The organism is Streptomyces sp. NPDC052101, assembly GCF_040680235.1.
Lineage (GTDB): Bacteria > Actinomycetota > Actinomycetes > Streptomycetales > Streptomycetaceae > Streptomyces.
The window spans coordinates 81,019-106,218 of the sequence record NZ_JBFAWH010000017.1 but is presented as its reverse complement, the minus strand read 5'-3'; the positions used below and the strand labels follow the sequence as shown (position 1 = coordinate 106,218).

Here is a 25,200-nt window from a genome sequence, read left to right as displayed (position 1 = left end):
CGTGCCGAATGTGCGCCCTCGCTGTGCCGCGCACGGGGTTATAGCACCACAGTCCCGGTTACCGAAACCGGGGATTCTCCGGATGGTTGGAGCCGCAATTCACCCCTCGGCTGCGGCTTCAAGGAGGCCCCTTTTCGTGCCTGAACCCATCAACCCCCCGGAGGACGGGGATCTGGAACCGGTCCGGATTCCGGAATCCGATCTGGATAGCATCGAGGCGAGCGTACGCAAACTGCTCGACCAGTCCGCAGAGCAGGCGCGGCAGCTGGACAGCCTTGCTGCCGCACCGCCTGCTTCACCGTTCGGCGCCTTCGGCATCCCGGGATTCGCCGGCATGCCGCCGCAGGGCACCACGGCGGAACCCCGCCCCATCCTGGAGCTGGAGGGCGAGGAATACGAAGACGAACTCGATGCCCTCTCCGACTGGGTGGACGACTTCCTCATCCGCGTCTACGGGGCGGAGGTCACCACCGCCGCACCGTGGTGCCCGCAGTGGCAGGAGCACAGCGACGTCGTCGCCTGGCTGCACGCCCTGTGGCTGGCCTACCAGCAGCACAAAGACCCCGAAGCCGGGCTGGCCGGTCTGTTCGTGTGGCACCGGGACTTCCTCACCCACGCCATGGCCACCGTGAGGGCCCCCGGCGGACCGCTGTCCGCGTGCATGACGGATCCAGACCGGCCGGCCCACCGCCTGCTGCCCGGCCCGCCTCCCTCGGCCCGCACCATGACGGCCGCCGCCGGGGAGCTGAAGGAGAACGACGAGCCGGACCAGGCCGGAGGATGAACGGCCCCGAGATCCGGCCGGTCTTCGGCCTGTCATTTGACCCGCGTGCTCTGAACGATCTCCTGGCCGCTCCCTCGGACATCCGCGACCTGTCCATGGCCCAGATCCAGGACGTCGTCTGCGCCCGCCTGTTCGGGGCCAAGCTCACCCGCGATCTGGCCGGCTGCCGGAAGATCTACGTCGACCACCGCAACGAGTGGCGCATCGTCTACGCCCAACGCCCGGCACCCGCCACCTCCGCCTACCGCACCGAGATCCACGTCGTGGCGGTGCGCCCGCGCGAGGCACACGACGTGTACGACACCGCCCGCGCCCGCCTCGGCATCACCCGGCGCCCGGTCAGCACCCTCACCCACGCCGCCCGCACCCGCTCCCCGCAGCTCGCTGCCCGGCAGCCGATCCCCAAGCCCGCACCGCCGCCGTACGCGATGCCCGGCCTTCCCCGACCCGCAACTTCACCGACCCTGAAGGGCCCTGTTCGTTGACGCAGTTCCCCACCCTGATCGACCAGATTGCCGCCGCCGTACTGGTGCGGTCTTCGGTCGACGAGAACCCGTATCACCGGGCCATCCTGGACGTGTACATCGAGGTCCAGGATCTCGACCGCAAGCTTGCTGCCATGGCGGGCGACGAACGCCTCGACGGCGTCAGCGTCACCGAGCAGCTCGACCAGCTCACCGAGCTTCTCATCGACCGCATGGCGGCCGGTGCCGAGCTGAGTGCATGGCTGTCCATGTCCTGCCGCTGCGCAGCTGCGTTGGAGTCCGAGGACGAGACCGAGTACGAGCTGGCGCTAGAGGAGGAACCGGACTTCGAGCCCGACTTCGAGCCGGAGTACGAGCCCGACTTCGAGCCGGAGTACGAGCCAGATTTCGAGCCGGACTTTGATCCCGACTTCGACGACTTCGAGGCGCCCGTACCCGAGGAGGACGTGGCGTCCTGCCAGGACCTGTCGGAGAGCATCGTCCACGCCTGCCTGCAGGTCTTCGGCGCCCTGGCCGACCCGGCATACGTCGCCACCGCCGATCTGGTCGCGCACCTGCGTGATCTGCCCGGCGAAGGCGAGGGGCAGCGGCCGTATGCCGACATCACGCCCATACGCCTCGCCCGCCTGCTGGCCCCTATGGCGTCCGGTCCCGCAAGCCCCGCGCCACTGACGGCAGCCGCTCCAGGGGCTATCACCGCAGCGACCTGCTCGCCGCTCGTCCCGCCTGATCCTGCTGACGCATCCCTCCCTTGCGCAGACACGACGGGTGACGGCGGCGGACCGGGAGCTGATCGTCGCCTTTCACCAGCAGTGCCCGGCGGCGAACCTGATGCGTCGCTGGGGCCGTATCCGTGTGGCGCCCGATGACCTGACGCGGCTGCTGGCCCGGGCAGAGTGCTGGGTCGGCCTCGATGCGGGCGAGCAGGTCGTCGCGCTCGTCTGCATCGGGGCCGTCAGCGGTGTGCCGGGCGCCGTTGACCTCGGGCTTCAGGTGATCGACAGGTGCCAGCGCCAGGGCGTCGGCACCGTCCTGGCCCGGCACGCAGCCGACAGGGCACGGGCTCGCGGTTTCCACACCCTGACCGCGTTCACGCAGGCGTCCAACACGCCCATGCTCCGGCTCCTGGACCGTCTGGGGCCGACCCGGCACATCCGCGACGGCCCGTATGTCGAGGTCCGCCTCGCCCTGGACGGGCTCGGCCCGGACCTCCGCTCGTCCACAGGAGCCGCTTGGCCATGACTTCGCCCTCATCCTTCACCCCTGTCCCCTCGCCTGCGCGGAAGATGCTGACCGCTCTCGATCACCGCATCGAGGCGGCCGTTGGACGCAGCATCGAGCAGCTGTGGCGGTACCGAGACGGCGGCCTACTGGACGCGCCGCATGCCGCTCTGGTCGATGCCCACCGCGCCCTTGTCAGGGCCGAGACCGCCGTGACCTTCCACCGCGTTCTGCTCGCCCGACTCGCATCCGGTCAATTCCCGGTCGACGGGCTCCTGCTCGAGCGGATCGACCGCACCGTCGGCCAACTGGAGGAAGCCGCCGACGAACGCGATGCCTGGCAGGACAAGGTCCGGCAGGCACTGGTCCCGATCGAGGCTGCCGCCCCGAAGCCTGTCCCGCAGCAGGTGTCCGCGAAGGACTTCGCGGCACTGCTCGCCATCACCCAGGGCGCCAAGCTGCACGAAAACCTGATCACCCAGCGGCTGGCCGTGGCGACCGGATCCCGCACGCGCATCTCCTACCGGCAGTTGCGGCACCTGGAAGGGGCCGGCCTGGTCCAGCGCGACACCTCACATCCAGTGCACGCCGGACAGCCCGTCACCCTCACCGACGCAGGCCGGGCCGTCCTCGCCGCCCCGCGCCCCGCAGGCCCGCCCGGGACCACGCCCCCGCCCGTACCTGCGGCGCCCCAAGCCGCCGCGCACCCGCGTCGCTGAGCGGCTAACCGCGCTATGCCCGCGACGCCGATGGCGTCGTCGAACCGAAAGCACTGATGCCCGACTACGAACCGGATTTCCGCCTCGACGGCTACCGCCCCGTCAACGACCGCCTCGCCGAGCAGTTCCGGCAGCACATCACCATCGAGCAGGACATGCTCACCGTGCTCGCCGAACACCACAGCCAGGACGGCGAGCACAGCTTCTACGTGCTGCACAACCGGGCTGTGACCTGGGGTATCCCCGGGGAGCCGCAGCTGGTTGCCCTGCACCTCAAGCGTGATGTGCAGGCGCGCACCTTCGGCTTCGACCACGCGATGCTGCCGCTGGCATCCATGGCCCAGTCGTGGCTGATCGCCCGCGGCTGCCCCGAGGAGAAGATCCTCCTGTCCGAGAGCATGGGTACCGCACCCGCGGACCAGGCCACGCGCGCCCTGGAGCGGCGGCTGCGCAGCGACGGCGACCACTTCGCCGTGCTGACCAGCTACACCCACGACAGCGAGCCGATGGAGATCACCGTGCTGCTGCGCGCCCTCGACGAGAAGGCGGAACTGCCCTTCCGCGTGCTGCTCGAACAGGTCGACACCGGCACTTGGACGCACACCCTGCGCGAGGGCGGCTTCGCCACCTTCGACGCCGCTACCCGCTGGTGGGAAGCGCACTGGCGTGGCGAAGACATCCCACTGCCCACCGCCACTCCAGCCCTCCGTCACAGTGCTGCCGCCCCTGCCGCTGCGCCAGCGCGGCCCGCTCCGCCTCGCCGGCCCGGCCGCTGAGTCCCGGCTGCCAGCGTGCTACCGCCCTTTTGCCGTCCGGAGAAATGCCGCCCGCTCTGACGGGCGGCGCGGAACATAGCACGCAATCCCCGGTTACCGAAACCGGGGATTCTCCGGACTCTAGTTATCGGCCCGCACGGCACACGCCCGGGTCTTCTTTCCCATTCCCTCTCCCTGCCATGGAGGCAGTTACCCATGCGCTCCACCCGATTCGCCATATCCGCCGCCCTCCTCGGGGCGCTGGCGCTCCCGGTCCTGACCGCCCCGACTGCCAGCGCCGCACCTTCCCAGGTTCCGGCCTCGGCGCCGACCGCCCGTTCGTGCGACCGGCTCGGACCGTGGGTGACCGGCACGAAGGCCGTGACCATCCGCTCCAAGGCGTCAGCCAAGTCCACCAGCGTCGGCATCCTCTACCGCGGCCACGAGTTCACCGTCCACAAGACCAGCGGCAATTGGCACTACATCACCGACAAGACCACCGGTGTGAAGGGCTGGGTGTCCGGCACCTATGTCTACCGCGAGGTCTACATGTGCCTCGACTAGCCATCGCGCTACTTCACGGATCCGTATTCCGGCCCGGATTCGGCATGCGAAAAACCTTGTTTGTACCCCGCCTTGGGCGGCATTTCTTCCTGACCTAGAACGAGAGGAGCCACGCGGTGCCCGACGACGCCGACGACGTGATGGGCGTCATCACGCAGCAGATCGAGGCCCGTTTCCAGATGCCGCTGGAGGATCTTCGCCGGGCGGTGACCGCGGCGCCCCGGGCCAACACCGAGGCGACCAAGGTCGTGCACTGGTACGGCCTGCTCACCGAGGCCCAAGGCGCACTGGAGACGGCCGAGGACGCGCTTGTTGCGGTGCTGGAGGCCACCACCAGCGAACTCGACGACCCGGCGATGGAACTGGCCCACCAGGTCAACGCCGCTGTCGCCGTCCGCGACGGACGCGCCATGGTCGTCAACTACGTCCTCGACCCGAATGCCCCCGGTAAGCGTGGCCCCGGTGCCTGGCGTGGCACGGCGCCGGCGGCTCGACGCGGTCCGGCCCTGCCCACCACGCCGCCGGCCGTACCGAGTGCCCCGAGCGCCGGTATCCGGGGAGCGGCGCGGTGAGCGTGAGCAGGAAGACCACTAGCCAGGACCAGGCGCTGGAGAAAGCATTCGGCGCCTCGCTGGCCGAGCTGTACGAGCAGGCGGTCGGCCGGGAGGCGTCCGCGGCCCTGCAGCGCGCTGGAACTGCGCTCCTTCCTGGCAGTGGCCGAGGAACAGGTGGCCCGGGTCCGTGACCGGGTGCACCAGGCGACTGCCGCCGACCGCGACATGGGGGGAGGTGCTGCGCTGGGACGCCCAGTGGCTGGAGGCGGCTCTGGCCGGCCGCGACGGCTATGTCGCCGCCCTCGATGACCTGCTGCGGAGCATGCCCGCCGTCCACCAACCACCAGAGAAATCGGTGCAGTTCACCCAGCCGAAGATCACCGCCGCTGTTCCGCGCGTCCCGGCATCCACGCGTGCCGGGACGGTGCGGGCACCACGCCCCTGAAAGTCCGCCGCTTGTCCCAGCCCCGCACCACCGCGCACTGCGCTTCCCGGCTGATCGCCGAGCGCATCGAGGCGCTGTACGGGCATCCGATCGCCGTCCTCGAAGCCCATGCCGAGGGCAATGCCATGCTCGCCGCCCTGACCGGCGCCCACGCCGAGCTGGTGCTCGCCGAACGCGGCATCGTCTTCGAACTGGACCGGCTGCTCGAACTCGCCGACCCCGACCGGGAGATCGACCGCGTCGATGCCGGTCACATCCTCGACTGCGCCCGCCGTATCGCCGCGGCCGTCGCCGCCCGTGATGCCTACGCACACAGCGTTGGCGCGGTTCTGGGAGGACTGCGCCGCGTATCCGGACCGGATGAACCCGACCTGGCCCGGCCCACGCCGGCTCCGCCCGTACCGGCCGCCCTGGCGCCGGCGTCCGCCGCCTCCCGCGCCCGCTGACCTACCCGCACCGCTTGAGGAGCACCCCTTCCCTTGGCCACCACCGGTCTGCCCCGCACCACCATGAACGACCTCTCGCGCGTCACCGAGACCCTGGAGATGCTCGCCCCGCGCTGGACGGCGTGGGTGCTGATGACCCTGTCCGCCCAGCCGCTGCGCTACGCGGAGATCAAGACCCGGCTGGCGCTGCTCGACGACGGCCAGCTCCACCCGCGCCTCCGCCGCCTGACCGATGCCGGCTTGGTCGAGCGCACCGAGTACGCGCCGCGCCACGTCACCTATGGTCTGACCACCCGCGGCCGTGAGTTGATGCCGGTCCTCACCGTGATCGCGGCCTGGGGGAACGAGTTCCTGACGAAGGAACTCGTCAGGAACAAGACCACAGGCGAAGTGGAGCCGGAGCCGATCGCCCCGGCCCAGAACATCGAAGACGCCCTCACCCTGCTCAGCCCCCGGCATACCACGTCGCTGCTGTGGGCGCTGAAGGCGCGGGGCACCGCGACCGCCAAGGCGCTGGCGGCGGAGGCGATGCCCGGGTACGGGCTCCCCGCGGTCTACAAGCCGCTGGAGCGCATCGTCGACGACGGACTGGTGACCGCCACGGCCGACGGCAGCGGCGCTCGCAGCTTCCGGCTGTCCGTCAGCGGTCAGGGCCTGGCGCCCGTCTTCCAGGCTCTCTCCGCGTGGGCGGCCGGACGGCCACTCGCCGAGGCCGGATCCCACCCGCTGTGGGGCATCAGCACGGCCCCGTCGCAGACGCGGTCCGGGCCCTGGCTGACCAACCAGTCCCGTGTACCCGTGCCCCCCGCCCCGGCCGCGCCCGCCCCCGCGGTCAGGGTGCCGGCGGCCACCGCGTGGAAGGGCAGCGACCTCTTCTCCCACCAGATACCCGCCCGGCCCATCGCTCCGGCAGGAGGCCCGCGCCGATGACCACTCTGGAGATCCTCACCCAGCAGCAGGCACGGCGCACGATCACGGTCCTGTCCTTGCCGGGACTGATCCGGTTCATCAGCGAGATCGACGACAACGGCCCCGTCAGCCGCGGCAGCCTCGGCGCCACGTTCGACGACCTCACCCGCCACCAGCTGCGCCACGCCCTTGAAACCGCCGACGGCATCGGCCTGGTCTCTACACGTGAGCAGGTGCCGGTGCGCTATCGGCTCACCCGCAGCGGTAAAGACCTCGCCGACGTGTACGACGCTGCTGCCCGCTGGGCTCGCGCTCACCAATTCCCCAGCACCACCAGCGACTTCGTCACCCGCGTCCAGCACACCCTCAAGTTGCTCGCTCAGAACACCACCGCTGAGGGCGACAGCAGACGAACCGGTGATCCGCGACCGCTGCCGGCCAGTGCCGTGGGCCTTGACACTGAGGCTGCCCGCGCGCTCCGCCAGGCCCACAGCGCGCTGGCCGAGTGGCTGAGGGCCCATCCGCGGACCGTGCGCACCACCGTGTCCCGTTCCTCCCACGGCGCGAGCGAGACGGAGCGCGCTACGTGAGACACCGCGCCGGACCCCGCCATGCTCGCCGGCCGGTCCCCACCCTGCTGCGCGGGATCTACCTGCCGCGCAGTATGGACGCCGCCGCGTTCGCCATGACGACGTACGGCATTCCGCTGCTGGTGCTGGCCGCAACCGACTCGGCCAGCTTGACGGGACTCGCGTTCGCCCTTGAGTGGATCCCGCGCCTGGGCGCCTTCGCGGTAGCCGGAGCCCTCGTCGACCGCCACGGCACCACCCGCGTCATCCGCTTCGCCTCGGCGGCGAGGGCCCTGGTCGTCCTGGGCGCGGCACTCGTCCTGCCGGCCCAGAGTGGCGGACTCGGCCAGACGGTCACCGTCATGCTGCTCGCCGCGTGCACCGGAGTGCTGACCGAGTTCTCCTACATCGCGACCGAGACCGCAGGCGCAAAGGCAAGCCGCGACGCCCAAGGCCGCGCTCACCGCGTGCAATCCGTCCTGCTCGGCATCGACCAGGTCGCCACCCTGGCCGGCCCCGCACTCGCCGCAGTGCTGCTCCAGTGGGCCGGGGCTCCAGGGATGCTGACCGTGATCGCCGGCTTCTCCCTGCTCGCCGCCCTCCTCGTCCCCCGCCAGCACCACCAGGACTCGAGCGCGACCGCGCAGCCGGTCCTGCAGGGGCTGCACACCGGCTGGTCGACGCTGCGATCCCTGCCCGCGCTCGGCTGGCTGGTTGGCGGGCTGACCGTGTCGAATCTCGCCGTCGGCCTGTTGCAGGCCGCCGCCCCCGTCATCGTCGTCAAGCAGCTCGGGCACTCCACCGCCGACGTCGGCATGGTCTGGTCGGCTGCCGCCGTCGCCTCACTCGCGGCCATCGCCCTGTGCCGCCGGGCGATCGACCACTGGGGTCTGTGGCCGGTCGGAGCCGTCTCAGCCACGATCGCCGCCTCCGCCTGCGCGGCTGTCTCGCTGGCGCGCACCTACAGCGCCTATCTCGCCCTGATCGCCGTCCTCATGGCCGGCGAGGGCGGCATGACGGTGGTGCTGCGCACCCTGCGCTCCCGCCTCATCCCCGCCCCCGTGTTCGGCGCCACCCTGTCGCTGACGATCCTGCTGCTCCTGCTGCCCTTCCCTCTCGCCGGCCTCCTCGTCGCCGCGGCGTCACCCGCCCTTCTCGGCCACGTGATCAGCGCCTGCGCAGCCCTGCAGGCCCTGGGCCTCTTCGCCGCGTTCGCCCGGCTGCGCACCACCCCCGGCGTGCGCACCTGCCTCGCCTGACCTCCTGATTCGCCTTCCCCGTTGCTCGCTGCCTGCACATTCCCCATGGAGCCACATCCGATGACCACGCCGCACGCCCCTGCCCACCAACTCGTCCTGCCGGTGTCCCGTCCGTCGTTTCGCGCGGGCTCGCGGCCGACACTTGTCGACCGGTTCGCGGCCTTCGACGCCGAACACCCCTACATCTACCGCGCGCTGGAGCGTCTGACGGCCGAGCGCCTTGCCGCCGGGGCCACTCGCGTCGGACTGAAAGGGCTGTTCGAGGACCTGCGCTGGCAGCTGCCCCAGGGCGTGCGCGGCCTGAACAACAACTTCACGGCTCTGTACGCACGCAAGTTGATCGCCGACCACCCCCATTGGGTGTCCGCCTTCGAACTGCGCCGCCGACGCACCCCCTGAACCGGCCCTCACATCCCCCTCATCTCGATCTGTTTGGAGTGCTCTGTTGTCCTCTCGCCCCGTCGCCTTGATCGTGGCAGCCGCCGATATGGAGGCTCAGGCATACCGCGGGTACTGCCTGGAGAATGTCGCCGCCCACTACGACATCGTCCTGATCTCCGGCGCCGAGCCGACCTGGGAACGCGAGTTCCTCCTCGACTGGGAGGTCGCCGACCCCACCGACCAGGCGGCTCTGTCAGCGGCCGGCCGTGCGCTGGCCGAGCGCCACCCGCTGGCCGGGGTGATGACGTGGACCGAGTGGTACCTCGTGCCCGTCGCACGTCTGGCCCGCCAGCTCGGCCTTGCCACCACCGCCCCGGAAGCGGTCCAGGGCTGCCGCAACAAGGCCACCTCCCGCATGCAGTTCGCACGCCACGGCGTTCCGTCCGCGGCGTCCGTGAGCGTGGACAGCGAGGCGGAGGCAGCCGAGGCCGCGCAGCGCATCGGCTACCCGGTCGTCCTCAAGCCCGCCTCACACGCCGCCAGCATCGGCGTCATCCGCGTCAACGACCGTGACGAGCTGCCCGCCGCGTACGCCTTCGCCGCCCAGGCCGCCGACCGCGGTACGGAGAACAGGCGGGTCCTGGTCGAGGAGTACCTCGACGGACCGGAGGTGAGCGTGGAGTGCGTCACCTACCAGGGACAGACCACGGTGGTGGCGGTCACCCGCAAGACCGTCGGTATGCCGCCCTACTTCGAGGAACTCGCGCACGTAGTCGACGCGTCCGACCCACTGCTGGCCACCGTGGCTCCCGTCGCCGTCGCGGCCCTGGACGCGCTCGGCGTCACCGACGGCGTCAGCCACGTCGAGATGCGCCTGGTCGACGGACGTCCCCGGCTGATCGAGGTCAACGCCAGAATCGCTGGCGACATGATCGGCCACCTCGTTCAGCTGGCCACCGGCGTCGACCTGGCGCGCGCTGCCGCCGACATCGCCTGCGGACGCGCCCCTGACCTCACCCCGACCCGCCGGCAGGCAGCGGCCATCCGCCTGATCTACCCGGCCTACTCCGGCACCCTCACCGCCCGCCGGATCGACGCCGACTTCGCCGCTGGTGCCGACTGGTTGGAGCGTGTCCGCTTCCAGCGCCAGGGCGGCGACCGGCTCGTTCTGCCGCCCGACGGCGACATGTTCAGCGCCCGCGTCGGCTTCCTGATCACCACCGGGCCGACCGCTGCCATCGCCCAGGCGCGCGCCCAGGAGGCGTACCGCAACATCGACGTTCAGGTGACCCCCGTCCACCAGGAAGCGGCCGGCGCGGGACGCGCCGCGTGAGCGGCATCCTCGCGGCCGAGCTGGTGCGCAGTCGCCGTCTGCTGACGGGCTACTTCGCCGGCCTCGGCACGGTCATGGCGGTATGGGGCGCACGTATGCCTGCGGTCCAGAAGACCGCCCATCTCAGCACCGGCGGGCTCGCCCTGGTCCTGCTGGCTGCCGCCCTCGGCATGGTGGCCGGCCTGCAGACCGGAGGGCGCCTTGCCCAACCGGCTCGGCTCCCCGTGCTCCTGACCGGCGGCGCCATCGGACTCGCCGTCTGTCTCGCCGCCCTGGCCACCTGCCGCAGCCTGGAATCCCTCTTCGCAGTGGCGTTCGTCTTCGGCGCCGCCCACGGAGTCCTGGATGTAGCGTCCAATGCTTCGGCGGTGCGCTGCCAGAACGCCACAGGCCGCCTGATCATGGCGGGGCTGCACGCCTCCTACAGCCTGGGCGCCCTGGCTGGCGCAGCGGTGGCCGCGCTCACCGCTCACATCCCCCATACCTTCCTGTTCGTCGCCGTCGGCACGGTCGCGGTGGTGGCGGCATGCGCTTCGACACGAGCGACCCGTCGTCTCGCCACATCCGGCCTCGAGTCCGTCCTTACCCCCAGCACGACGAGCCCGACCGCACACGGAAGAGTGTCCCGGCCCCGGTTGTGGCTGCTGGGCGCGCTGGCTGCCGCGACCCTGCTGGGCGAGGGGGCCGCCGCCGACTGGGCCGCCGTCCATGCGCACAGTCTCGGTGCGACGGCCGCGGTCAGCGCGGCGGCGTTCGCCCTCTACAGCGCGGCCATGGCCTGCGGACGACTCGCAGGCGACCGGCTCACCACCCGATACGGCGCCCCCGCCCTCGTACGCACAGGCGCCGCGCTGGCCGCTCTCGGTCTCGCCGGCGGCCTGGCCGGATCTACCGTCGCCTCCGCATTGGCTGGGTGGGCGCTCTTCGGCCTGGGCCTGTCCGTCACGATCCCCAGCCTGATCACCGCCGCTGGCGCCGGAGGACCCCGCGCGATCGCCGCCGTCTCGGTCACCGGCTACGCCAGCCTGCTCGCCGGTCCCGCCCTCATCGGCGCCCTCGCCACCCTCACCTCCCTGCCTCTCGCACTGCTGCTGCCCGCAGTCCTCGCAGCCGCTGTTGCCGCTCTGTCCCGTAAAGCCCTGGAGAACCCTGCCTCTTGACCAGCCCCACCGCTTCCCCGGCCGCCGTGGACGCCCTGATCATCGACTACAACGGCGTCCTGGGAAGACAGCCGACCACCCCTATGTGGACCCGCCTCGCCGGCATCGCCGATTGGCCCGACCGGCACCTCGACGCCTTCCAGAGCGCCTTCTGGGCTCCGCGTGAGGCATACGACGCGGGAGAACTCAGCGATCTCGCGTACTGGGCGCAGGTTCTGGGCCACCATCCCGGACCGCGGCTGCTGCGCGAACTGCGCGCCGCCGACACCGCGATGTGGATGCACACCGACGACCATGTCCTCGACATCCTGCGCCGCGCCCGCGCGCGGGGGCTGCCCATGACGCTGCTCTCCAACGCCCCGCACTGCCTGAGTGACGCGCTCGATGCCACCGACTGGCGGTGCGAGCTGATGACCGACGCCCTGTATTCGGCGCGCCTCGGCGTGTGCAAGCCCCACCCGGCCGCCTACGAGCATGCCCTGACGGCCAGTGGCATTGCTGACCCGGGGCGCGTGCTGTTCGTCGACGATCGCGCGGACAACTGTGACGCCGCCTCCCGCCTGGGCCTGCGCACGTTGCATTACACCGGTCGGGCCGCCGACCTCGAAGCAGCACTGCTGCCCGCCGGCTGACCCACTCCGACCTCACCCCCTCAGGAATCTGTGCCGCTCCACGACGACACCATCGACGGGGACGTCTACGTCTCCCCGCGCTATCTCGCCCTCACCACCGCGATCGGAGACCCCGGCCTCGACCCGCTGCGCAACCTCGGCTGGGAACTTCACCACGACGACATCGGAAACGCCTATCTGAACGCGCCGGACGGTAAAGTCCGCCTCGGCTACCTCCCCGAAGGCGAAGACGACGGCCTCTGGCGCATCAACGCCTACAAGGACCCGTTCGGCCCGCCGATCTGGGGCACGTGCTTCAACGACTCCTGTCCGACGGAGTTCGTGACCGCATTCACTACATGCCTCGCCGAGGCATACGTGCAGGGGCTGGACAGCTACCTCGCCAGGCCGGTTTCCGGCAGCAAGGACCACGACCCCTTCCTGGCGATTGCTCCGCTGATCAACCGTGGCTGGCGGATCGACCGCCCCCGCTGGGGCGTTTTCGCCGTCCAGTCACCCGACCAGCTCGCCCACCTGGAGTGGACCACCGGCTCCCTCGACCCGGAAGCCGAGCTGACCACCCGCGACGCCCGCTGGCATCTGTGGGCCGGCACCTCCGTCGACCATCCCTACTGGTACGCCACCGCCAGCACCGACACCCCAGTCGCCCTGCTCAAGGCTGTTACCGAAAGTCTTTCCGACCCTGCACCCCTGCTGCGCTGGCGTGATGACACCTACAGCTACGTCCAGCAAAGGGCCCAGCTCACTCCCGTCGTCCCGCCGCGAGCGGCGACGCCGACCCCGCTGGACGTTCAGCGGACCGCCTCCCGCCGCCCGGCGCTCACCACCTCCAGCGTCCCGCGCTGGAGCACCACCAGCCGCCCCGCCCTGCCCGGATCGCGCCGCTGATCCCGTCGGAGACCTAAATGGCCCTGCACGCCCGTAAGTTCTTCGTGGAACTCAAGCTCCCTTTCACCGACAGTGCGGTCATCGGCGACGTCTACTACGCCATCCCTATGCCCGGAGGTCCCCTGCGGCTGCGGATCGACTTCAGCCCCACCATCTACGCTGGCGGGTACGACGGCCTGCGGATCGCCGCCATCCACCAGGATCGAGGCGAACTCGACGCGACGATCCTGTGGTTCACGGAGTACAAGACGTTCGACCACCGCGACTCGACGCAAGGCCGTAACCCGCACAACTCCGGATACGGAACCTTCAGGGAGTTCCGGGACAGACCCGACTGGGTGCCATGGAACGGCGCCCACACCAATGCACTGCGTGATGCGATCGAGCAGTACACCTGCGTCTGGTTCCCCGGCGCATGGAAGGCGTCCTCCCCGCGTCGTGCGGTCGGCCGCACGACACAGAACGCGCCGGCCCGGCCGTCCACCCGCGGTCCGAGCCGCACCCATTGATCACCACAGCACCAGCCCATCGCAGGAAGCAACCTTGCCCGACGCCTTCGACAGCCTCGAACCCGACCAGACAGTGACGGTCTTGCCCCCGTCACCTCGCGGGTCGCGGCACAGCCAACCTCCGTACCATCTGGCCCTTTCCCTTCGACGGCGACTGGTCGCTGTACCAGCACACAGAAGGCGGATCGGCCGTCGCAAGCAGCCCCTGCCTGCGTCTACGCACCGGCTACGTGCCCGACCCCGACCGGCCCGGCCACATGCAGTGGATCACTGCCGCACACCACAACCCATTCGGCCCGGCCACCTGGCAGATCACCTGCGACGCCATCACCCCGGTCGAACTGCTACGGGACACCCACGCCGAACTCCTCGACCTCTACCTCGAAGGCCGCCACAGCACCCAAGACCACCTGTTCGACGACCAGACGCCACCGCGGCAGGCGGATGCCCCGCTGCTCGCCCGTGGCTGGGGCCACGTGGTCAAGACCGACGGCACTCAGCACTTCCTCGCCCCGGACATCCTCGGCGGGGTTCGGCACAAGTACGCCGAGCCACGCCTCAACACCCCCGCCGAGCCTGCCTGGACAGCCTGGGCAGGGTACGCCGACGACCCCCACTGGCGCGTGCGGTTCTCCCGCGCAACCCCCACCACACTCGTCGCGGCCTTCACCGCCTCCCTGCTCTCCACCGAGCCGGTACAGCGCGCGGTGAAGGACGTACCGCTGCGCACCCGCGACCGCGTCCACATCGCGTCGACGACCACAACCGCCAAGCAGAAGACCCCCTCGACGCCCATGCCTCACCCGCCCGCGAAGCCCGCCCCGAGAAGAACCCGCTGACCAGCCCCTCCTCCACGGAGCCACCATGACCCCGCCTGTCTGGCCCTTCTCGAACCGACGACCGCTGTCGCACCCCACCGCGGCAGACAAGTCGGCCGTCCCGCCAGGGCCGAACGGCTTCTAGCTCACCGATCCGCTCTTTCGCGACCAGCTGCACAGAGCGACCCTGACCATGCTCGACCTCGTCGAGGACGCCATGAACGACGACATCCCGCTCACTGACGTCCTCAACGACGCGCGCGACCACGCCGAAGACATGCTCGACGTCCCCAGCGCCTACGGCATCCTCGGCGAAGCCGAAGCCGCGGCCCAGATCGTCTAGGCCGCGGGCCTGAACGCCGGATCTCCCTTCGGCCTCGCCACCGCCCAGGGCCTGGCCACCGTCGAACAGCTTCCCGTCGAGCAGCAACAGCAGCTCGTACGCGCCGCCGCCCGGCGGTACGCGATCACCGCACCCTCCCGGCCGCCGTCAGGACCAGCCGCTCCGCCGCCCAGCCCGGCACCAGGCCGCTCCCGCTGACCCGGCGCCGCCACCCACCCCTACACCTACGAGCATCCGCGCCCGTTGAATCCAGGAGAGTCTCTTCTTGCGCATCCGTTCCATCCGCCGCCTCTCAGCAGCCGCCGCTGTCGCCGCCACGGTGACCGGCAGCCTTGCCTGGGCGCCGACCGCCTCCGCCCAGAGCCCCGACCCGACCCCTTCCACCACGGCGACTCCACATGCCGCAGCAGACGGGGAGACCGGTGGAGTCGCCATCCTGAAGAAGGACCCAGCCGGCGACGTCATCGCCGGGGCGGCCTTCACCCTGCTCGACTCCGAGGGCAACGAGGCCGCCAGCGGCAAGACCAATGCCGACGGAAAACTGATCTTCGAGGGCCTCACCCCGGGCGTGTACCGCCTCAAGGAGATCTCCAGCGGCAGCAGCCTGCTCGACACGGTCGACGACCAGGACGTCATCGTCACACCCGGAACCGACGCGCCGCTCACGGTCATCGACCCCTTCAAGGCCGCCTCGGTCCTGCTCAAGGCCAAGGACGACAAGACCGGCAAGCTGCTGGCCGGATCCACGGTCAACATCGGCAGCGGCGACACGACCATCCTGACGCTGACCACAGGCTCCGACGGCACGGCCAGCGGCAAGCTGCCCATCAGCTCCCGCACCGGCAGCGACTTCTGGGTCAAGCAGGTGAAGGCGCCCGCCGGCTACGAGATCTACAAGCCCTCGAAGACGTTCAGAGCCAAGCCGGGCGACCCCGTCACCGTGACCGTCACCAACACCAAGACCACCACCGCCCCGCCCACGGAGAAGCCGACCCACAAGCCCACCGACACGCCGACCGACCGTCCTACCCTGGACAAGCCGGGTAAGGACGAGGACACCGCGACACCGTCCGCCTCGGCATCGGGCGCCCCCGCCACCGAAGAGACCACGTCGAGCAGCGCGGCACCCATCCCCAAGGGCGCGCTCGCACACACCGGCGCCGACGCCACCCCGTGGCTGATCGGCGGCGCCGCAGCGCTGATCGCCGCGGGCGGAGGCGCCCTCATCGTCGCCCGCCGACGGCGCACGGACGACTCCACCGACAACAGCTCCGCCGAGAAGTAACCCCAACTGCCCGACCGCGCATAGCCCCCGGAATCCGCCGAGGATTCCGGGGGCTATGTCGTCGGTAGTTGCAGGCACAGACGGGTGAGACGCCCATGTGCAGGTTGGCCGTCGGGTCGATCTACCGGCTTCGGAAGATCACCGCCAGCAGTCGCTCCGCCCGCACCCTGATCTCTGGTTCGGGGTGTGACAGGGCTACGGCGCACAGCACCGTCAGCAAGGCAAGAAACGGACTGGAGAGGGTCGCGAACTGCGTGTCGAGGTCCATGCGGAGACAGTACAAGATGTGATCGTATGCACTAATTTACCCATTGAGGGGGTTATGGGTAAGTTATACGGGTCAACATCAAGAGGCGTGCTGGTCAGGTGTGTTGAGACACTCCGACTGTCGGTGACGCCTCTCCGGGGCCACCCCTCTTCAACCGTGACGGACTTCACTCGAAAGTTGAAGGGTGGGTCGGCCCCTGCTGCTCTCGCGGCGAGGCGCGCACTGTGAAGTGCGGAGCGCCTCTTCCCGGGGCGCGTCGCGCTGCGATGCGACCGCCCAACATGTCACGCAACCAAGGACGTTCACCGTCAGGGGTGGATTCGCTGTCTCATTCGGGCCGCAGGGCGCCGAACACCAGCGCGAGGGCGTAGGGGTACGGCACACTGCCACCGAACCAGCGTTCTCGCACCCAGAGGAGTCGTTCCGGTGGCCGAGTCGATCGTCGTGCCCGACCAGTGGAGTGGGAGCTGCCAGTGCGGCGACACCGCTTACGAGGCGTCCGGCATCCCAGATGACCCCCACCTGTGCTTCCCTGATGATTGAGTGAGTTCAAGGGACTCACAGGGGTGGCAGATGGACGAGTGGTGGCTGGCGTTCGTGCCGGATCCGGAGCGGTGGGGACCGCTACCGGAGGCACGGCGATGCTCCGGGGCTCCTCGCCCCCCTACTACGGGCCACCCATATCAGCGGCCGGGCCCACTGGGCAAGACAGGGTTTTGACGGCTACAGCCGGCCGAGGCTGGGCGGGAACGCCGTGAAATCAACCCGCTCGCTCACATCGCCTGCCGTGAACGTCGGCAGCTGGACAGGCGAGTAGAGGGTTCCGCCTGTAGGCGAGCCGTCCGAGTTTGTGTCCTGGGGCGGTGGCGGCCAACTCGGCATGGCTGCGGTAGCCGTGAGCGGCTTCTCTGTGTAGTAGATATACGGGCCTTCCGTATCTCCAGACTTCTCAAATGTGATGGCAGGGCTCTCGATCCAGGTCTCGGTGACGCCGTTGGGCGCCAGCCGCACGGTGCTCGCCGACGTCACATCGATGTCCGGAAGACTCATGGTGATCTTGCCGAACAGCGGGTGAGCTGCCTCGATCCTGAAGTCGAGGGTTTGAAGCCGCACGAAGTCGGTACCGCCTGCCAGCACTTTGACCTGACGGCTGCCGATGAAGTTGAGCCTCTGCTCACCAGGCTGGAGGTTACTCGTCATGACGGCGCCGAAGACGATGACCGACAGACTGACAGTCTGTCCGAGAGCGGGGAGGCGGTCGGCTGCCCGCGAGGAGCCCGCAACGGCCGGGACCAGAACGCCACCTGCGGTGATAGCGAGCGTGCCCTTCAGGAACCGTCGGCGCGGGATGCCGGACTGATCACTTGATGCATCCATGGCCGCATACTCGCCCCTGCCTGCGCTGGCGGGCGGGAAGTTCGCTCCTCCGCCACCCAAACGGATGATCAACCTTGCCCGTCACTCGCCCGCCCACCGTGAGCACTGCCGGCCGATCACGTGCACTGTCCGAGCAAATCCGGGTGACCATGAGCACTGACTCAGCGACCGCCCTGGCTCGCGCCCGCGAGACGGAGGCCGCCTGCGGCTGGCGTCACCCGGTGATCACCGGATGGCGGCTGCACGTGCTCTCGGGTCTGGACGCGCTGTCGGCTCAACGTCGGCCGCCCCGCAGAAGAATCGGCTATGCCGACGGTCGCGTGCGCAGGCAGTAACGGGACTTTCACGAGTCGGCGGCAGTCTGCGGATTCTTTTGGTAGGCGTCCATGAGCCAGGTGGGGTTGCTGTAGAGCGCGGCGGAGGTGGTGCCGCCCACTTCGAAGCGCTGGTTGTCCGTGTACCAATGTTGGGTGCTTCCCAGGTAGCGGCGCAGTCCTTCGATGTACTGCTCAGCCCGGTTGCGTTCGTCTTTGGTGAGGTGCAGCGCGTCCCACAGAGGCGGGAGCGCGTCTTGCAGTTGGAGAAACTGTTCGTAGCGCTCGGGTACCCAGGCGCGCAGTGTCTGGATGGCTGCCTGGCGAGTGCAGCCTTGTTCGTGTTGCAGGACGACGACGAGGTTGTGGACGTCGTCGCGGCCGTCTTCGACTTCGAGGCTGTTGATGTCGTTGACGCAGATGATGACTTCGATGCACAGCTGTTCCATGGCCTGGATGTGGGGGCTGTACAGGACGCATTCGGGGGTCTCGAAGCGTTCGCCGCGCTCGATGAGCATGAATCCGACCGGGGCGGCGATCCCCGGCCGGCGGATCCGCAGGAGCGTGTCGACGCTGGGCACGATGCCGGCGCTGCGGTGGAGGGTCTCGTAGAGGTAGTGGCGGAAGAAGTTCCGCCACGGGATCATGGCCCGGCGGTACCAGGAGGAGGGCATTGCCTGGGCGGTGCGGTCCATGATGTCGGTCCAGGCCGTGCCGTAGCGGGGGTTGGGGGGTGCAGGGGTGCCGGGCGGCCGGTAGGTGGAGGCGATCAGGTCTTCGCAGACTGCGCGGGCGATTTGGGGCTCTTGTCCCAGTGGCCCGTCGAACTGGTCGTCGAGCACGATGAGCCAGGTGGCCGCCGCGATCACGAGGTCGAAGTCCTCGCCTGTGGGGTCGGGATGGAGCACACCCATGATTTCCGCGAGCTTCATCGACAGGTAGGCGGCGGCGGCCCGGTCGCTGTCATGGACCAGGCCGTGGGATCGGGCCCAGGTCAGGTTCCGGCTGCGAGCGGGGTCGAGTTCGGGGTTGGCTCGGTTGGGGAGGCGGGGGTCTGAGAAGTCGATGTCGTACGGCATGTCAAATCCTCCTTGCTGGAGCGGACAGTGATCCGGGGCGATCGGGACCGGGCGGGCGAGGTGCTGTTGATGCCGCGCCGAGGTATCTGCGTGGCGCACCGTCGGGACGCGGTGCGTCTACAGCCCAGTTCGGCGCGTGCGGCCGGAGAACCAGCGCAGGGCATCAGTGAAGGCGACTTGGTCGAAGTCAGGCCACGGCGTGGGGCAGAAGTAGAACTCGGCGTGGGCCGTCTGCCAGGGCATGAAGCCGGAGAGGCGTTGCTCGCCGGAGGTACGGATCACGAGGTCGATGTCGGGCTGGCCGGAAGTGGACAGGTAGCGGGCCAGTGTCGCCTCGTCGATGGGATCGGTGAGGGTCTCCGGGGAGCGGTCGTTGAGCAGACCTTGGATGGCGGCGACGATGTCGGCTCGTCCGTCGTAGGCGATGGCGACGTTTAGGGTTCCCCCGGTTGCGCCGGCCGTGTGCTGGGCCAGGGCGTTGAGCCGGACGGCCTGGGGGGCGGGAAGGAGGTCGAGGGCACCTATGGGACGGATGCGCCACTTGGTGGTGGCGGCTATTTCGTCCAGTCCGGTGGTGACGGCATCCAGGATCGGGGTGATGGTCTGCGGGGGGCGCCCGAGGTTGCCCCGGGACAGCGCCCAGACGGTGACCACCGGGATGCCTGCGCCTTCGCACCAGCTGAGGAGGTCACGCACTCGGAGAGCTCCTTGGCGGTAGGCCCGGTCCAGTGGCAGCTGGTGTTGTTGGGCCCAGCGTCGGTTGCCGTCGAGGATCACTCCGATATGGCCGGGGACGGTGTCGTCTGGAGGGCGCGGCTGGGGCTGGGGCCGCTGCGTGACCGGAGTGTGCATCGGGCACTGTCGCGCGGACGCGCTTGCGGGGACCTGCTCGCGCACTTCGCGGTGGCTCAGCACGTGCCCGCTGGAGAGCCGCCACCCTCTTTGAGGGCAGCAAGCAGCTCGTCGAGTGTCTGGTCGGCCATGGTGACTCCCGGTCGGCAACGGTGAGATCGTTTGTGAAGGCAGCATCCCAGCAGCGCGTACACACTGACAGTTACTAATCAGCCACGACTGGTGACGGCGCCTTGTCTGGTTCTACCGCTTACCTCTTGCTCCCTACAGAGCGGTTGGTCAAACCAGCTGGAGCGGGTGGTTCTGTCACCTCACCCGCGTAACCGGCAGCTCGACTGAGTGAGGGGTGCCCGGCCGTCGCGCCGGCAGGCCCCTCACCGTGTCAACGGTGCAGGTGCCCATGCTTGACGCCGGCCACGAGGACGCCCAGCCGTTCGCGGAGAACAACGCTGGCCCCGGTGGACCCGCCTTTCTGTCGCGGACCGGCACGACGGCGTAGCCGCAGGCGATCTCCCCGCAGCCGTCGTTGGTGCCGCCGCTGTAGCTGGACTTGTACCACCCGGTGTCTGCCAGGTCGGCCCAACATGCGCCGACAGCGCCCGAAACATGCTTCCGGCCCCTCGACGTGGTGCGTGGTGTCGAAGGGGCCGGGTGCGTAGTAGCGGGGACAGGATTTGAACCTGCGGCGTATTGACTGAACTAAGGTGCGCACCTGTTGCGGTGGTGGCGGTTCCTTCTCTGCACCAAGTCAAGTGGCGTGATCGTCGGGCCTCGACCGGTTCTGGGGTGAAAGCCAGTCGTCTGTGTCGCGGTGGCGGCCGAGTCCGACTGCGGAGAACTCGTCGATGTGATTGCCCTTGGCAGCGCCGAGTCGCCGCAGCGCCTGAGAGATCGGAGTGCCGCTCGTCGGCGACGGCTCCCCTTCGGTCAAGCACAATGGGCCAAGGACTACCTTCCGGGCATCCCAGACCTGCGCGGTCTGAGTCCCTGCCCCGCCGAAGTACTCGGCCTCGATGTAGGCCACCGGTCCTGTCTCCGAGCACGCGGTCAGCAGACGATCAAAGCCTGCTGGCGCCTTCCAGAACCCGTCGAGTTCGGGTGCTCCGGCGACCGTGACCGCATCAAACAGTGCGTCGGCCATCGGCAAGAGCCAGAGGTGTTGACCGAGAGGAACGATGCACGCCTCTGTGATGGAGCCGGCCAACTCGCGGAGCACGGATTCGGTGGCGATGACCGCCCGCAGGCAATACATCCGCTCATTCTCGCCTGGCCGCTGATCGCTGCGAGATGCCGGGTATGCCGAGGTCGACCGGTGCGACCCTGGCGAGTCGATGCGCAGGTCGGGCTGGCTGGGGGCGCGAGTTGTTCGATGGTCGCCCAGAAGTTGCTGGCCAGGTGACGGGAGCGGACCGGCCGCTACCAGCCGACGGTTCCCAAGCGGATCCCCCGACGCATCCCGGACGACAAGTACTGATGGCGATTCTTGAAAACGGCTCTGAGCGCAGTTCCGTGAATCCCCAGGTCAGCGGCAGGAATGCGGGATCGTTTCGGCAACGTACTTCCTGCCGTGGCGAGCAAGACGATTGAGGATGTGCTGCTTCCCGGGATCGATGTGCGGGTGGAGAACGTGCGTAACTCCTCCGGCATCCTGGTGGTGGAGGCAGTGTCGACGGCCCGTCCTGGCCGGTGCCCGAACTGCCGTAAACAGGCCCGCCGCGTACACAGCACGTATCAACGCACTCTGGACGAACGGCCGTTGGGCTCGCGCCGGGTCATCATCCGGCTGCAGGTTCGCCGGTACTTCTGCGACCGCAGGAGCTGCTCCCGCAGGACCTTCGTCGAGCAGGTACCGCGGCTGTCCGCGCGCTACCGCCGTTCCAGTACCGGGCTTGCGGGCTGGCTGCGGTCGATCGCGATCGAGCTCGGCGGCCGTCCCGCCGCACGGCTGTGCCGTCGGCTGCGGCTGACCGCGGGCCGGACGCGGGTGCTCAGGCTGCTGACCGCACCGGCGGTGCCGGACTGTGCCCCGCGGGTGCTGGGGGTGGACGAGTTCGCCTTCCGCAAGGGCTGCACCTACGGCACCGTATTGGTCGACGTCGAGGCCGGCCACGTCGTGGACGTGCTGCCCGACCGCACCTCCGAGACGTTCGCGGCCTGGCTCACCGAGCATCCCGGCGCGGAGATCATCTGCCGGGACCGGGCGACCGCCTACACCAAGGCGGTCAGGGAAGCCGCCCCCGATGCTCTCGAAGTCGCCGATCGTTGGCATTTGCTTCAGAACCTGTCCGCAGCGGTGGAGAAGACCTGTCACCAGCATCGTGACTGCCTGCGTAAACGTGCCGAGGAGGAGACGGTGACCGAAGTGCCCGAAGTGGAGCCGATGCTGTTACCTCCCGCGGAGGCGCCCCGCACTCAGATCATCGAGCGCACCCGTCACCGCTACGAGGACATCCACCGCCTGCTGGAGAAACGCTGGACGATCAGCGCGATCGCTCGCCGGCTGAACCTCGACCGCAAGACCGTCCGCCGCTTCCGCGACACCGACCTCGACCAGTTGCTCGCCTCGGCCCGCGACCGCCGCCCCAACGGCGTCCTGGAGCCGTTCAAGACACCTCAGGCGGTTAACACGTCAAGTAGCGACCGCGAGTTCGGTGGGGAAGGCCGTGTTCTCATCGAACAGCGTGTGCTTCTGCAGGCAGTGATAGAGCTGGCCGATCATGCGGTTGAACAGATTGCGCTGGGCGGCGGCATGCCAGTCTCCGTGGTCGTCGCGCCGCCTGCGGTAGTGGGCCTTGGCGCCGGGTGATGCGGTGATCGCCGAGAAGGCCCACAGGTAGCCGGCGTGGTTGAGGCGGTCGTTCTTCACCCACCGGCGGGTAATGGACGACTTTTTGCCGGAGGCGCGGGTGACGGGCGAGGAGCCGGCGTATGCCTTCAGCCCGCGGGCGTTGGCGAACCTACTGCGGTCGTCTCCGATCTCGGCGAGCACCCGGGCGCCGAGCTGGATGCCGAGGCCAGGAAAGCTGAGGATCACGTTAGGGTCCGGGTGCTGAGGGAAAACCTCCTCGACCGCCTCGGCGAGGTCGTCGGCTGCGGTGCAGGCAGCCTCCAGCTGGACCAGCAGGGCCAGCATCTGCTTGCCGAGCGCGTCCTCGACCAGCGGCGGCTGGTGGGCCCACTCGGCCCGGAACACCTCGCGGAGCCGCTCGGCCTCCGCTTCGATGCCGCGCTTGCGGCCGGCGCGTTTGAGTGCGGCCTGGATCTGCGTACGGGTCAGCCGGGCGGCGCTGGTCGGGGTGGGGGCGGTCCTGAGGAGTTCGCGAGCCTCGGGCCGGCACAGGCCGTTGGTCCACTTGGCGAAGGCGTCCAGGGCGGCCGGGTAGTACTCACGGAGCAGGGAGCGGAGCTGGTTGGCGCACTGTTGCTTGTTCCATGTCGCGTCCTGCTGGGCGCGGGCGAGGACGGTGACGGCCTGGGCCAGGTCGCTGTCCTGGGGCAGGGGGCCGGTGGGCGTGCATGTCGGTGCGGAGGACGTTGGCCAGCACCAGCGCGTCTCCGGGGTCCGACTTCTTGCGGCTCACGCTGTGGCGGTCGCGGTAGCGTGCGGCGGCCATCGGATTGATCGCGAAGACCTGCCGCTCGCCGGTCCGCAGCACGGTGACGAGCAGGCCGCGGGAGGTCTCGACCGCGACCGGGATCGGGTGGTCCTCGGTGTCGCCGTACTCGGCGAGCAGGTCCAGCAGGATTCGGTAGCCGGCCGCATCATCGGTGATGTGCCGCTTGGCCAGCAGCTGGCCGGAGTCGTCGACGAGGGCGACGTCGTGGGTGCGTTCGGCCCAGTCGATTCCGCAGTAGATCAAGTTGCTCCTTCCCTGAGCATTGACTGTTTGCGCTGGTCACGAGCGCATGCGGGCCACGCAGCGACCTAATTCAAGGACTCGACCCCATGGCCGGTCCGCCACCTCAGCAGCCGTTCGTGGCACCAGCTCACCCCACGGGCCTCGGTCTAAACAGGAGCTTCGGGCCTCGGGCTTAACGAGAGGTCACCGCACGGCGGGCTCGTACCACCAACTGCAACGAGGAGGCACAACGTGTGGTGGTGGCGGTCGCGAGGACGCCGAGCGTCGCCGATCTTGAACTAGGCATCAGTGCCCGGCATACCTTGGGCATCCGCTCGACGCCCTCAAGACCGCCACCACGAGCGTGAGCGGCCGACCGCACGGTCTAACCAGAGGCCTCGCGAGCCCAGCTCCGAGAAGGCGTGACGGCCCTCACCACTCGAACACCCCGGGAACCACACCCTGCCGTCCCTGGGGCTGTTACCAACGAAATAGGCATACCTCAACGCCCGTTTCACCGAGGCGCAGGGCCAGGTCAGCGGCACCCGGCTGTTCCTGGAGATCCAGGCGCGCGGCTACCGGGGCAGCCGCCAAGTCGTCCGCAAACACCTCGCCGCCGTGCGGGCGGGCACCGCCGAACCGGTCCGGGCCGACATCCCGAGCCCCCGCAAGATCACCTCCTGGATCATGCGGCCCCGCGAGACCCTCACCGACAGTCAGAACGAGCGCCTCCTTCAGGTCCGGCTCGCCTGCCCGGACATCACCCGGGCCTGCGACCTCGCCCGCGCCTTCGCTGACCTGGTCCGCCACCAGCGCGGATACCTCCTGCTGGAGTGGATCCACCAGGCCGAACAGGACGCACCGAAGCCAATGAAGGGCTTCGCCGGCTTCCTTCGCCAGGACCTCGACGCCGTCACCGCCGGACTCACGCTGCCGTGGAGTTCCGGTGCTGTCGAAGGGAACGTGAACCGGGTCAAAACACTCAAGAGAGCAATGTATGGCCGGGCCTCGTTCGAACTCCTGCGAACCCGCATCCTCACCCGGCCATGAACTGCACCATGGAAACCGCCTCCTCAGCCGCCACCATGCCGGGTACGTTCGTCTCGTGTGTTACTACGCCGAGAAGCCCTACAAGCTGCATTACGTGTGCGTGCCCTGCCGCGTCGCGTTCAAGCGGCACCCAGGGACCGGCGGACACCGATGCCCCCGATGCGCCGAGCCAATGCTCTGTGCTGGCCATGACTTTGCGGCACCGCGGCGCCGAGACACCAAAGCGTGGACCGTCGTGGCTGCGGTGCTGGACGCCGGACTGCGTTACGAGGGCCGCGAACCCTGCGGCTGCGGCAAGGAACCCAAGTTCCGCCCCCGTACCCGAGCCCAGTTGCGAGCACGTCGAATCGCAGCAGCACGAA

At 69.2% G+C, this 25,200-nt stretch carries 31 protein-coding genes and 1 pseudogene; 25 read left to right on the top strand and 7 right to left on the bottom strand.

Translation table 11 applies throughout. The features are described 5' to 3' along the window. The first annotated feature begins 136 nt into the window (after positions 1–136). The 22 genes from AB0L75_RS28235 (at position 137) to AB0L75_RS28130 (ending at position 16,059) form a co-directional block, all read left to right on the top strand. A complete protein-coding gene (locus AB0L75_RS28235) occupies positions 137–784 on the top strand; it encodes a DUF4913 domain-containing protein (protein ID WP_365186151.1) in 648 nt (215 codons plus the stop codon). Continuing rightward, a complete protein-coding gene (locus tag AB0L75_RS28230; protein ID WP_365186148.1) occupies positions 781–1,269 on the top strand; it encodes a hypothetical protein in 489 nt (162 codons plus the stop codon). The genes AB0L75_RS28235 and AB0L75_RS28230 overlap by 4 nt, the downstream gene beginning before the upstream one ends. Next, on the top strand, positions 1,266–2,138 hold the full coding sequence (locus AB0L75_RS28225; protein WP_365186145.1) for a DUF3631 domain-containing protein: 873 nt from the start codon (positions 1,266–1,268) through the stop codon (positions 2,136–2,138). Before AB0L75_RS28230 ends, AB0L75_RS28225 begins: the two co-directional genes overlap by 4 nt. Continuing rightward, on the top strand, positions 2,038–2,511 hold the full coding sequence (locus tag AB0L75_RS28220) for a GNAT family N-acetyltransferase (RefSeq protein WP_365186142.1): 474 nt from the start codon (positions 2,038–2,040) through the stop codon (positions 2,509–2,511). The genes AB0L75_RS28225 and AB0L75_RS28220 overlap by 101 nt, the downstream gene beginning before the upstream one ends. Beyond that, positions 2,508–3,209 (top strand): hypothetical protein, encoded by a 702-nt coding sequence (locus AB0L75_RS28215; protein ID WP_365186140.1) that lies wholly within the window; start codon positions 2,508–2,510, stop codon positions 3,207–3,209. The genes AB0L75_RS28220 and AB0L75_RS28215 overlap by 4 nt, the downstream gene beginning before the upstream one ends. A gap of 56 nt (positions 3,210–3,265) precedes the next feature. Continuing rightward, positions 3,266–3,985, top strand: coding sequence for a hypothetical protein (locus AB0L75_RS28210; RefSeq protein WP_365186139.1), 720 nt, complete (start codon positions 3,266–3,268; stop codon positions 3,983–3,985). A 195-nt stretch (positions 3,986–4,180) separates the two neighbouring features. After that, the gene (locus AB0L75_RS28205; protein ID WP_365186137.1) at positions 4,181–4,528 is read left to right on the top strand and encodes an SH3 domain-containing protein; all 348 of its coding nucleotides are present in this window, start codon (positions 4,181–4,183) and stop codon (positions 4,526–4,528) included. 116 nt (positions 4,529–4,644) lie between these two features. After that, complete coding sequence (locus AB0L75_RS28200; RefSeq protein ID WP_365186135.1) at positions 4,645–5,100, top strand: hypothetical protein; 456 nt, start codon at positions 4,645–4,647, stop codon at positions 5,098–5,100. 169 nt (positions 5,101–5,269) lie between these two features. Further along, positions 5,270–5,527 carry a hypothetical protein gene (locus tag AB0L75_RS28195; protein WP_365186132.1) on the top strand — a complete coding sequence of 86 codons (258 nt, stop codon included), beginning with the start codon at positions 5,270–5,272 and terminating at the stop codon, positions 5,525–5,527. A gap of 11 nt (positions 5,528–5,538) precedes the next feature. Continuing rightward, positions 5,539–5,973, top strand: coding sequence for a hypothetical protein (locus AB0L75_RS28190; protein ID WP_365186130.1), 435 nt, complete (start codon positions 5,539–5,541; stop codon positions 5,971–5,973). A gap of 33 nt (positions 5,974–6,006) precedes the next feature. After that, on the top strand, positions 6,007–6,903 hold the full coding sequence (locus AB0L75_RS28185) for a helix-turn-helix domain-containing protein (protein ID WP_365186127.1): 897 nt from the start codon (positions 6,007–6,009) through the stop codon (positions 6,901–6,903). Further along, complete coding sequence (locus AB0L75_RS28180) at positions 6,900–7,472, top strand: hypothetical protein (RefSeq protein ID WP_365186124.1); 573 nt, start codon at positions 6,900–6,902, stop codon at positions 7,470–7,472. The genes AB0L75_RS28185 and AB0L75_RS28180 overlap by 4 nt, the downstream gene beginning before the upstream one ends. Continuing rightward, positions 7,469–8,710, top strand: a complete 1,242-nt coding sequence (locus AB0L75_RS28175) for an MFS transporter (RefSeq protein ID WP_365186121.1) — start codon at positions 7,469–7,471, stop codon at positions 8,708–8,710. Before AB0L75_RS28180 ends, AB0L75_RS28175 begins: the two co-directional genes overlap by 4 nt. Positions 8,711–8,770: 60 nt before the next feature. Further along, positions 8,771–9,109 carry a hypothetical protein gene (locus tag AB0L75_RS28170; protein ID WP_365186118.1) on the top strand — a complete coding sequence of 113 codons (339 nt, stop codon included), beginning with the start codon at positions 8,771–8,773 and terminating at the stop codon, positions 9,107–9,109. Between the two features lie 88 nt (positions 9,110–9,197). After that, positions 9,198–10,424, top strand: a complete 1,227-nt coding sequence (locus tag AB0L75_RS28165; protein ID WP_365186313.1) for an ATP-grasp domain-containing protein — start codon at positions 9,198–9,200, stop codon at positions 10,422–10,424. Then, complete coding sequence (locus AB0L75_RS28160) at positions 10,421–11,584, top strand: MFS transporter (RefSeq protein WP_365186115.1); 1,164 nt, start codon at positions 10,421–10,423, stop codon at positions 11,582–11,584. The genes AB0L75_RS28165 and AB0L75_RS28160 overlap by 4 nt, the downstream gene beginning before the upstream one ends. After that, on the top strand, positions 11,581–12,216 hold the full coding sequence (locus AB0L75_RS28155) for an HAD family phosphatase (protein WP_365186113.1): 636 nt from the start codon (positions 11,581–11,583) through the stop codon (positions 12,214–12,216). Before AB0L75_RS28160 ends, AB0L75_RS28155 begins: the two co-directional genes overlap by 4 nt. A gap of 30 nt (positions 12,217–12,246) precedes the next feature. Next, positions 12,247–13,104 carry a DUF317 domain-containing protein gene (locus tag AB0L75_RS28150; protein WP_365186110.1) on the top strand — a complete coding sequence of 286 codons (858 nt, stop codon included), beginning with the start codon at positions 12,247–12,249 and terminating at the stop codon, positions 13,102–13,104. 17 nt (positions 13,105–13,121) lie between these two features. After that, positions 13,122–13,613, top strand: coding sequence for a hypothetical protein (locus tag AB0L75_RS28145; protein WP_365186107.1), 492 nt, complete (start codon positions 13,122–13,124; stop codon positions 13,611–13,613). A 230-nt stretch (positions 13,614–13,843) separates the two neighbouring features. Further along, a complete protein-coding gene (locus AB0L75_RS28140) occupies positions 13,844–14,452 on the top strand; it encodes a DUF317 domain-containing protein (RefSeq protein WP_365186105.1) in 609 nt (202 codons plus the stop codon). 172 nt (positions 14,453–14,624) lie between these two features. Next, complete coding sequence (locus tag AB0L75_RS28135) at positions 14,625–14,774, top strand: hypothetical protein (RefSeq protein ID WP_365186102.1); 150 nt, start codon at positions 14,625–14,627, stop codon at positions 14,772–14,774. Between the two features lie 265 nt (positions 14,775–15,039). Beyond that, entirely contained in the window at positions 15,040–16,059 is a 1,020-nt protein-coding gene (locus AB0L75_RS28130; RefSeq protein ID WP_365186099.1) for a SpaA isopeptide-forming pilin-related protein, read from the top strand. A 121-nt stretch (positions 16,060–16,180) separates the two neighbouring features. Here the strand turns inward: AB0L75_RS28130 and AB0L75_RS28125 are convergent, their stop codons facing one another. Together AB0L75_RS28125 and AB0L75_RS28120 are read right to left on the bottom strand one after the other, a co-directional pair. Then, the gene (locus tag AB0L75_RS28125) at positions 16,181–16,327 is read right to left on the bottom strand and encodes a hypothetical protein (protein WP_365186096.1); all 147 of its coding nucleotides are present in this window, start codon (positions 16,325–16,327) and stop codon (positions 16,181–16,183) included. A 723-nt stretch (positions 16,328–17,050) separates the two neighbouring features. Continuing rightward, positions 17,051–17,704, bottom strand: a complete 654-nt coding sequence (locus AB0L75_RS28120; RefSeq protein ID WP_365186093.1) for a hypothetical protein — start codon at positions 17,702–17,704, stop codon at positions 17,051–17,053. Between the two features lie 149 nt (positions 17,705–17,853). Here AB0L75_RS28120 and AB0L75_RS28115 point away from each other — a divergent pair, with 149 nt between their 5' ends. Next, entirely contained in the window at positions 17,854–18,039 is a 186-nt protein-coding gene (locus AB0L75_RS28115) for a hypothetical protein (RefSeq protein WP_365186091.1), read from the top strand. A gap of 8 nt (positions 18,040–18,047) precedes the next feature. On the opposite strand, the gene AB0L75_RS28110 is transcribed toward AB0L75_RS28115, so the two are convergent. The 4 genes from AB0L75_RS28110 to AB0L75_RS28095 all read right to left on the bottom strand — a co-directional run bounded on the left by AB0L75_RS28110 (position 18,048) and on the right by AB0L75_RS28095 (position 21,201). Next, complete coding sequence (locus tag AB0L75_RS28110; protein ID WP_365186088.1) at positions 18,048–19,097, bottom strand: hypothetical protein; 1,050 nt, start codon at positions 19,095–19,097, stop codon at positions 18,048–18,050. Positions 19,098–19,214: 117 nt separating this feature from the next. Next, positions 19,215–19,949, bottom strand: a complete 735-nt coding sequence (gene uppS / locus AB0L75_RS28105; RefSeq protein ID WP_365186085.1) for a polyprenyl diphosphate synthase — start codon at positions 19,947–19,949, stop codon at positions 19,215–19,217. Positions 19,950–20,255: 306 nt separating this feature from the next. Then, entirely contained in the window at positions 20,256–20,459 is a 204-nt protein-coding gene (locus AB0L75_RS28100; RefSeq protein WP_365186310.1) for a hypothetical protein, read from the bottom strand. A gap of 238 nt (positions 20,460–20,697) precedes the next feature. Continuing rightward, positions 20,698–21,201, bottom strand: a complete 504-nt coding sequence (locus AB0L75_RS28095) for a hypothetical protein (RefSeq protein WP_365186082.1) — start codon at positions 21,199–21,201, stop codon at positions 20,698–20,700. A 282-nt stretch (positions 21,202–21,483) separates the two neighbouring features. Here AB0L75_RS28095 and AB0L75_RS28090 point away from each other — a divergent pair, with 282 nt between their 5' ends. After that, entirely contained in the window at positions 21,484–22,755 is a 1,272-nt protein-coding gene (locus tag AB0L75_RS28090) for an ISL3 family transposase (protein WP_365186081.1), read from the top strand. On the opposite strand, the pseudogene AB0L75_RS28085 reads toward AB0L75_RS28090, so the two are convergent. Further along, positions 22,639–23,809 (bottom strand): annotated as a pseudogene (locus AB0L75_RS28085) (IS110 family transposase); the annotation flags it as partial. The gene AB0L75_RS28090 and the pseudogene AB0L75_RS28085 sit on opposite strands and share 117 nt — an antisense overlap. Positions 23,810–24,337: 528 nt before the next feature. On the opposite strand from AB0L75_RS28085, the gene AB0L75_RS28080 reads away from it, so the two are divergent. Further along, on the top strand, positions 24,338–24,838 hold the full coding sequence (locus tag AB0L75_RS28080; RefSeq protein ID WP_365186307.1) for a transposase: 501 nt from the start codon (positions 24,338–24,340) through the stop codon (positions 24,836–24,838). The last annotated feature ends 362 nt before the right edge of the window (positions 24,839–25,200 follow it).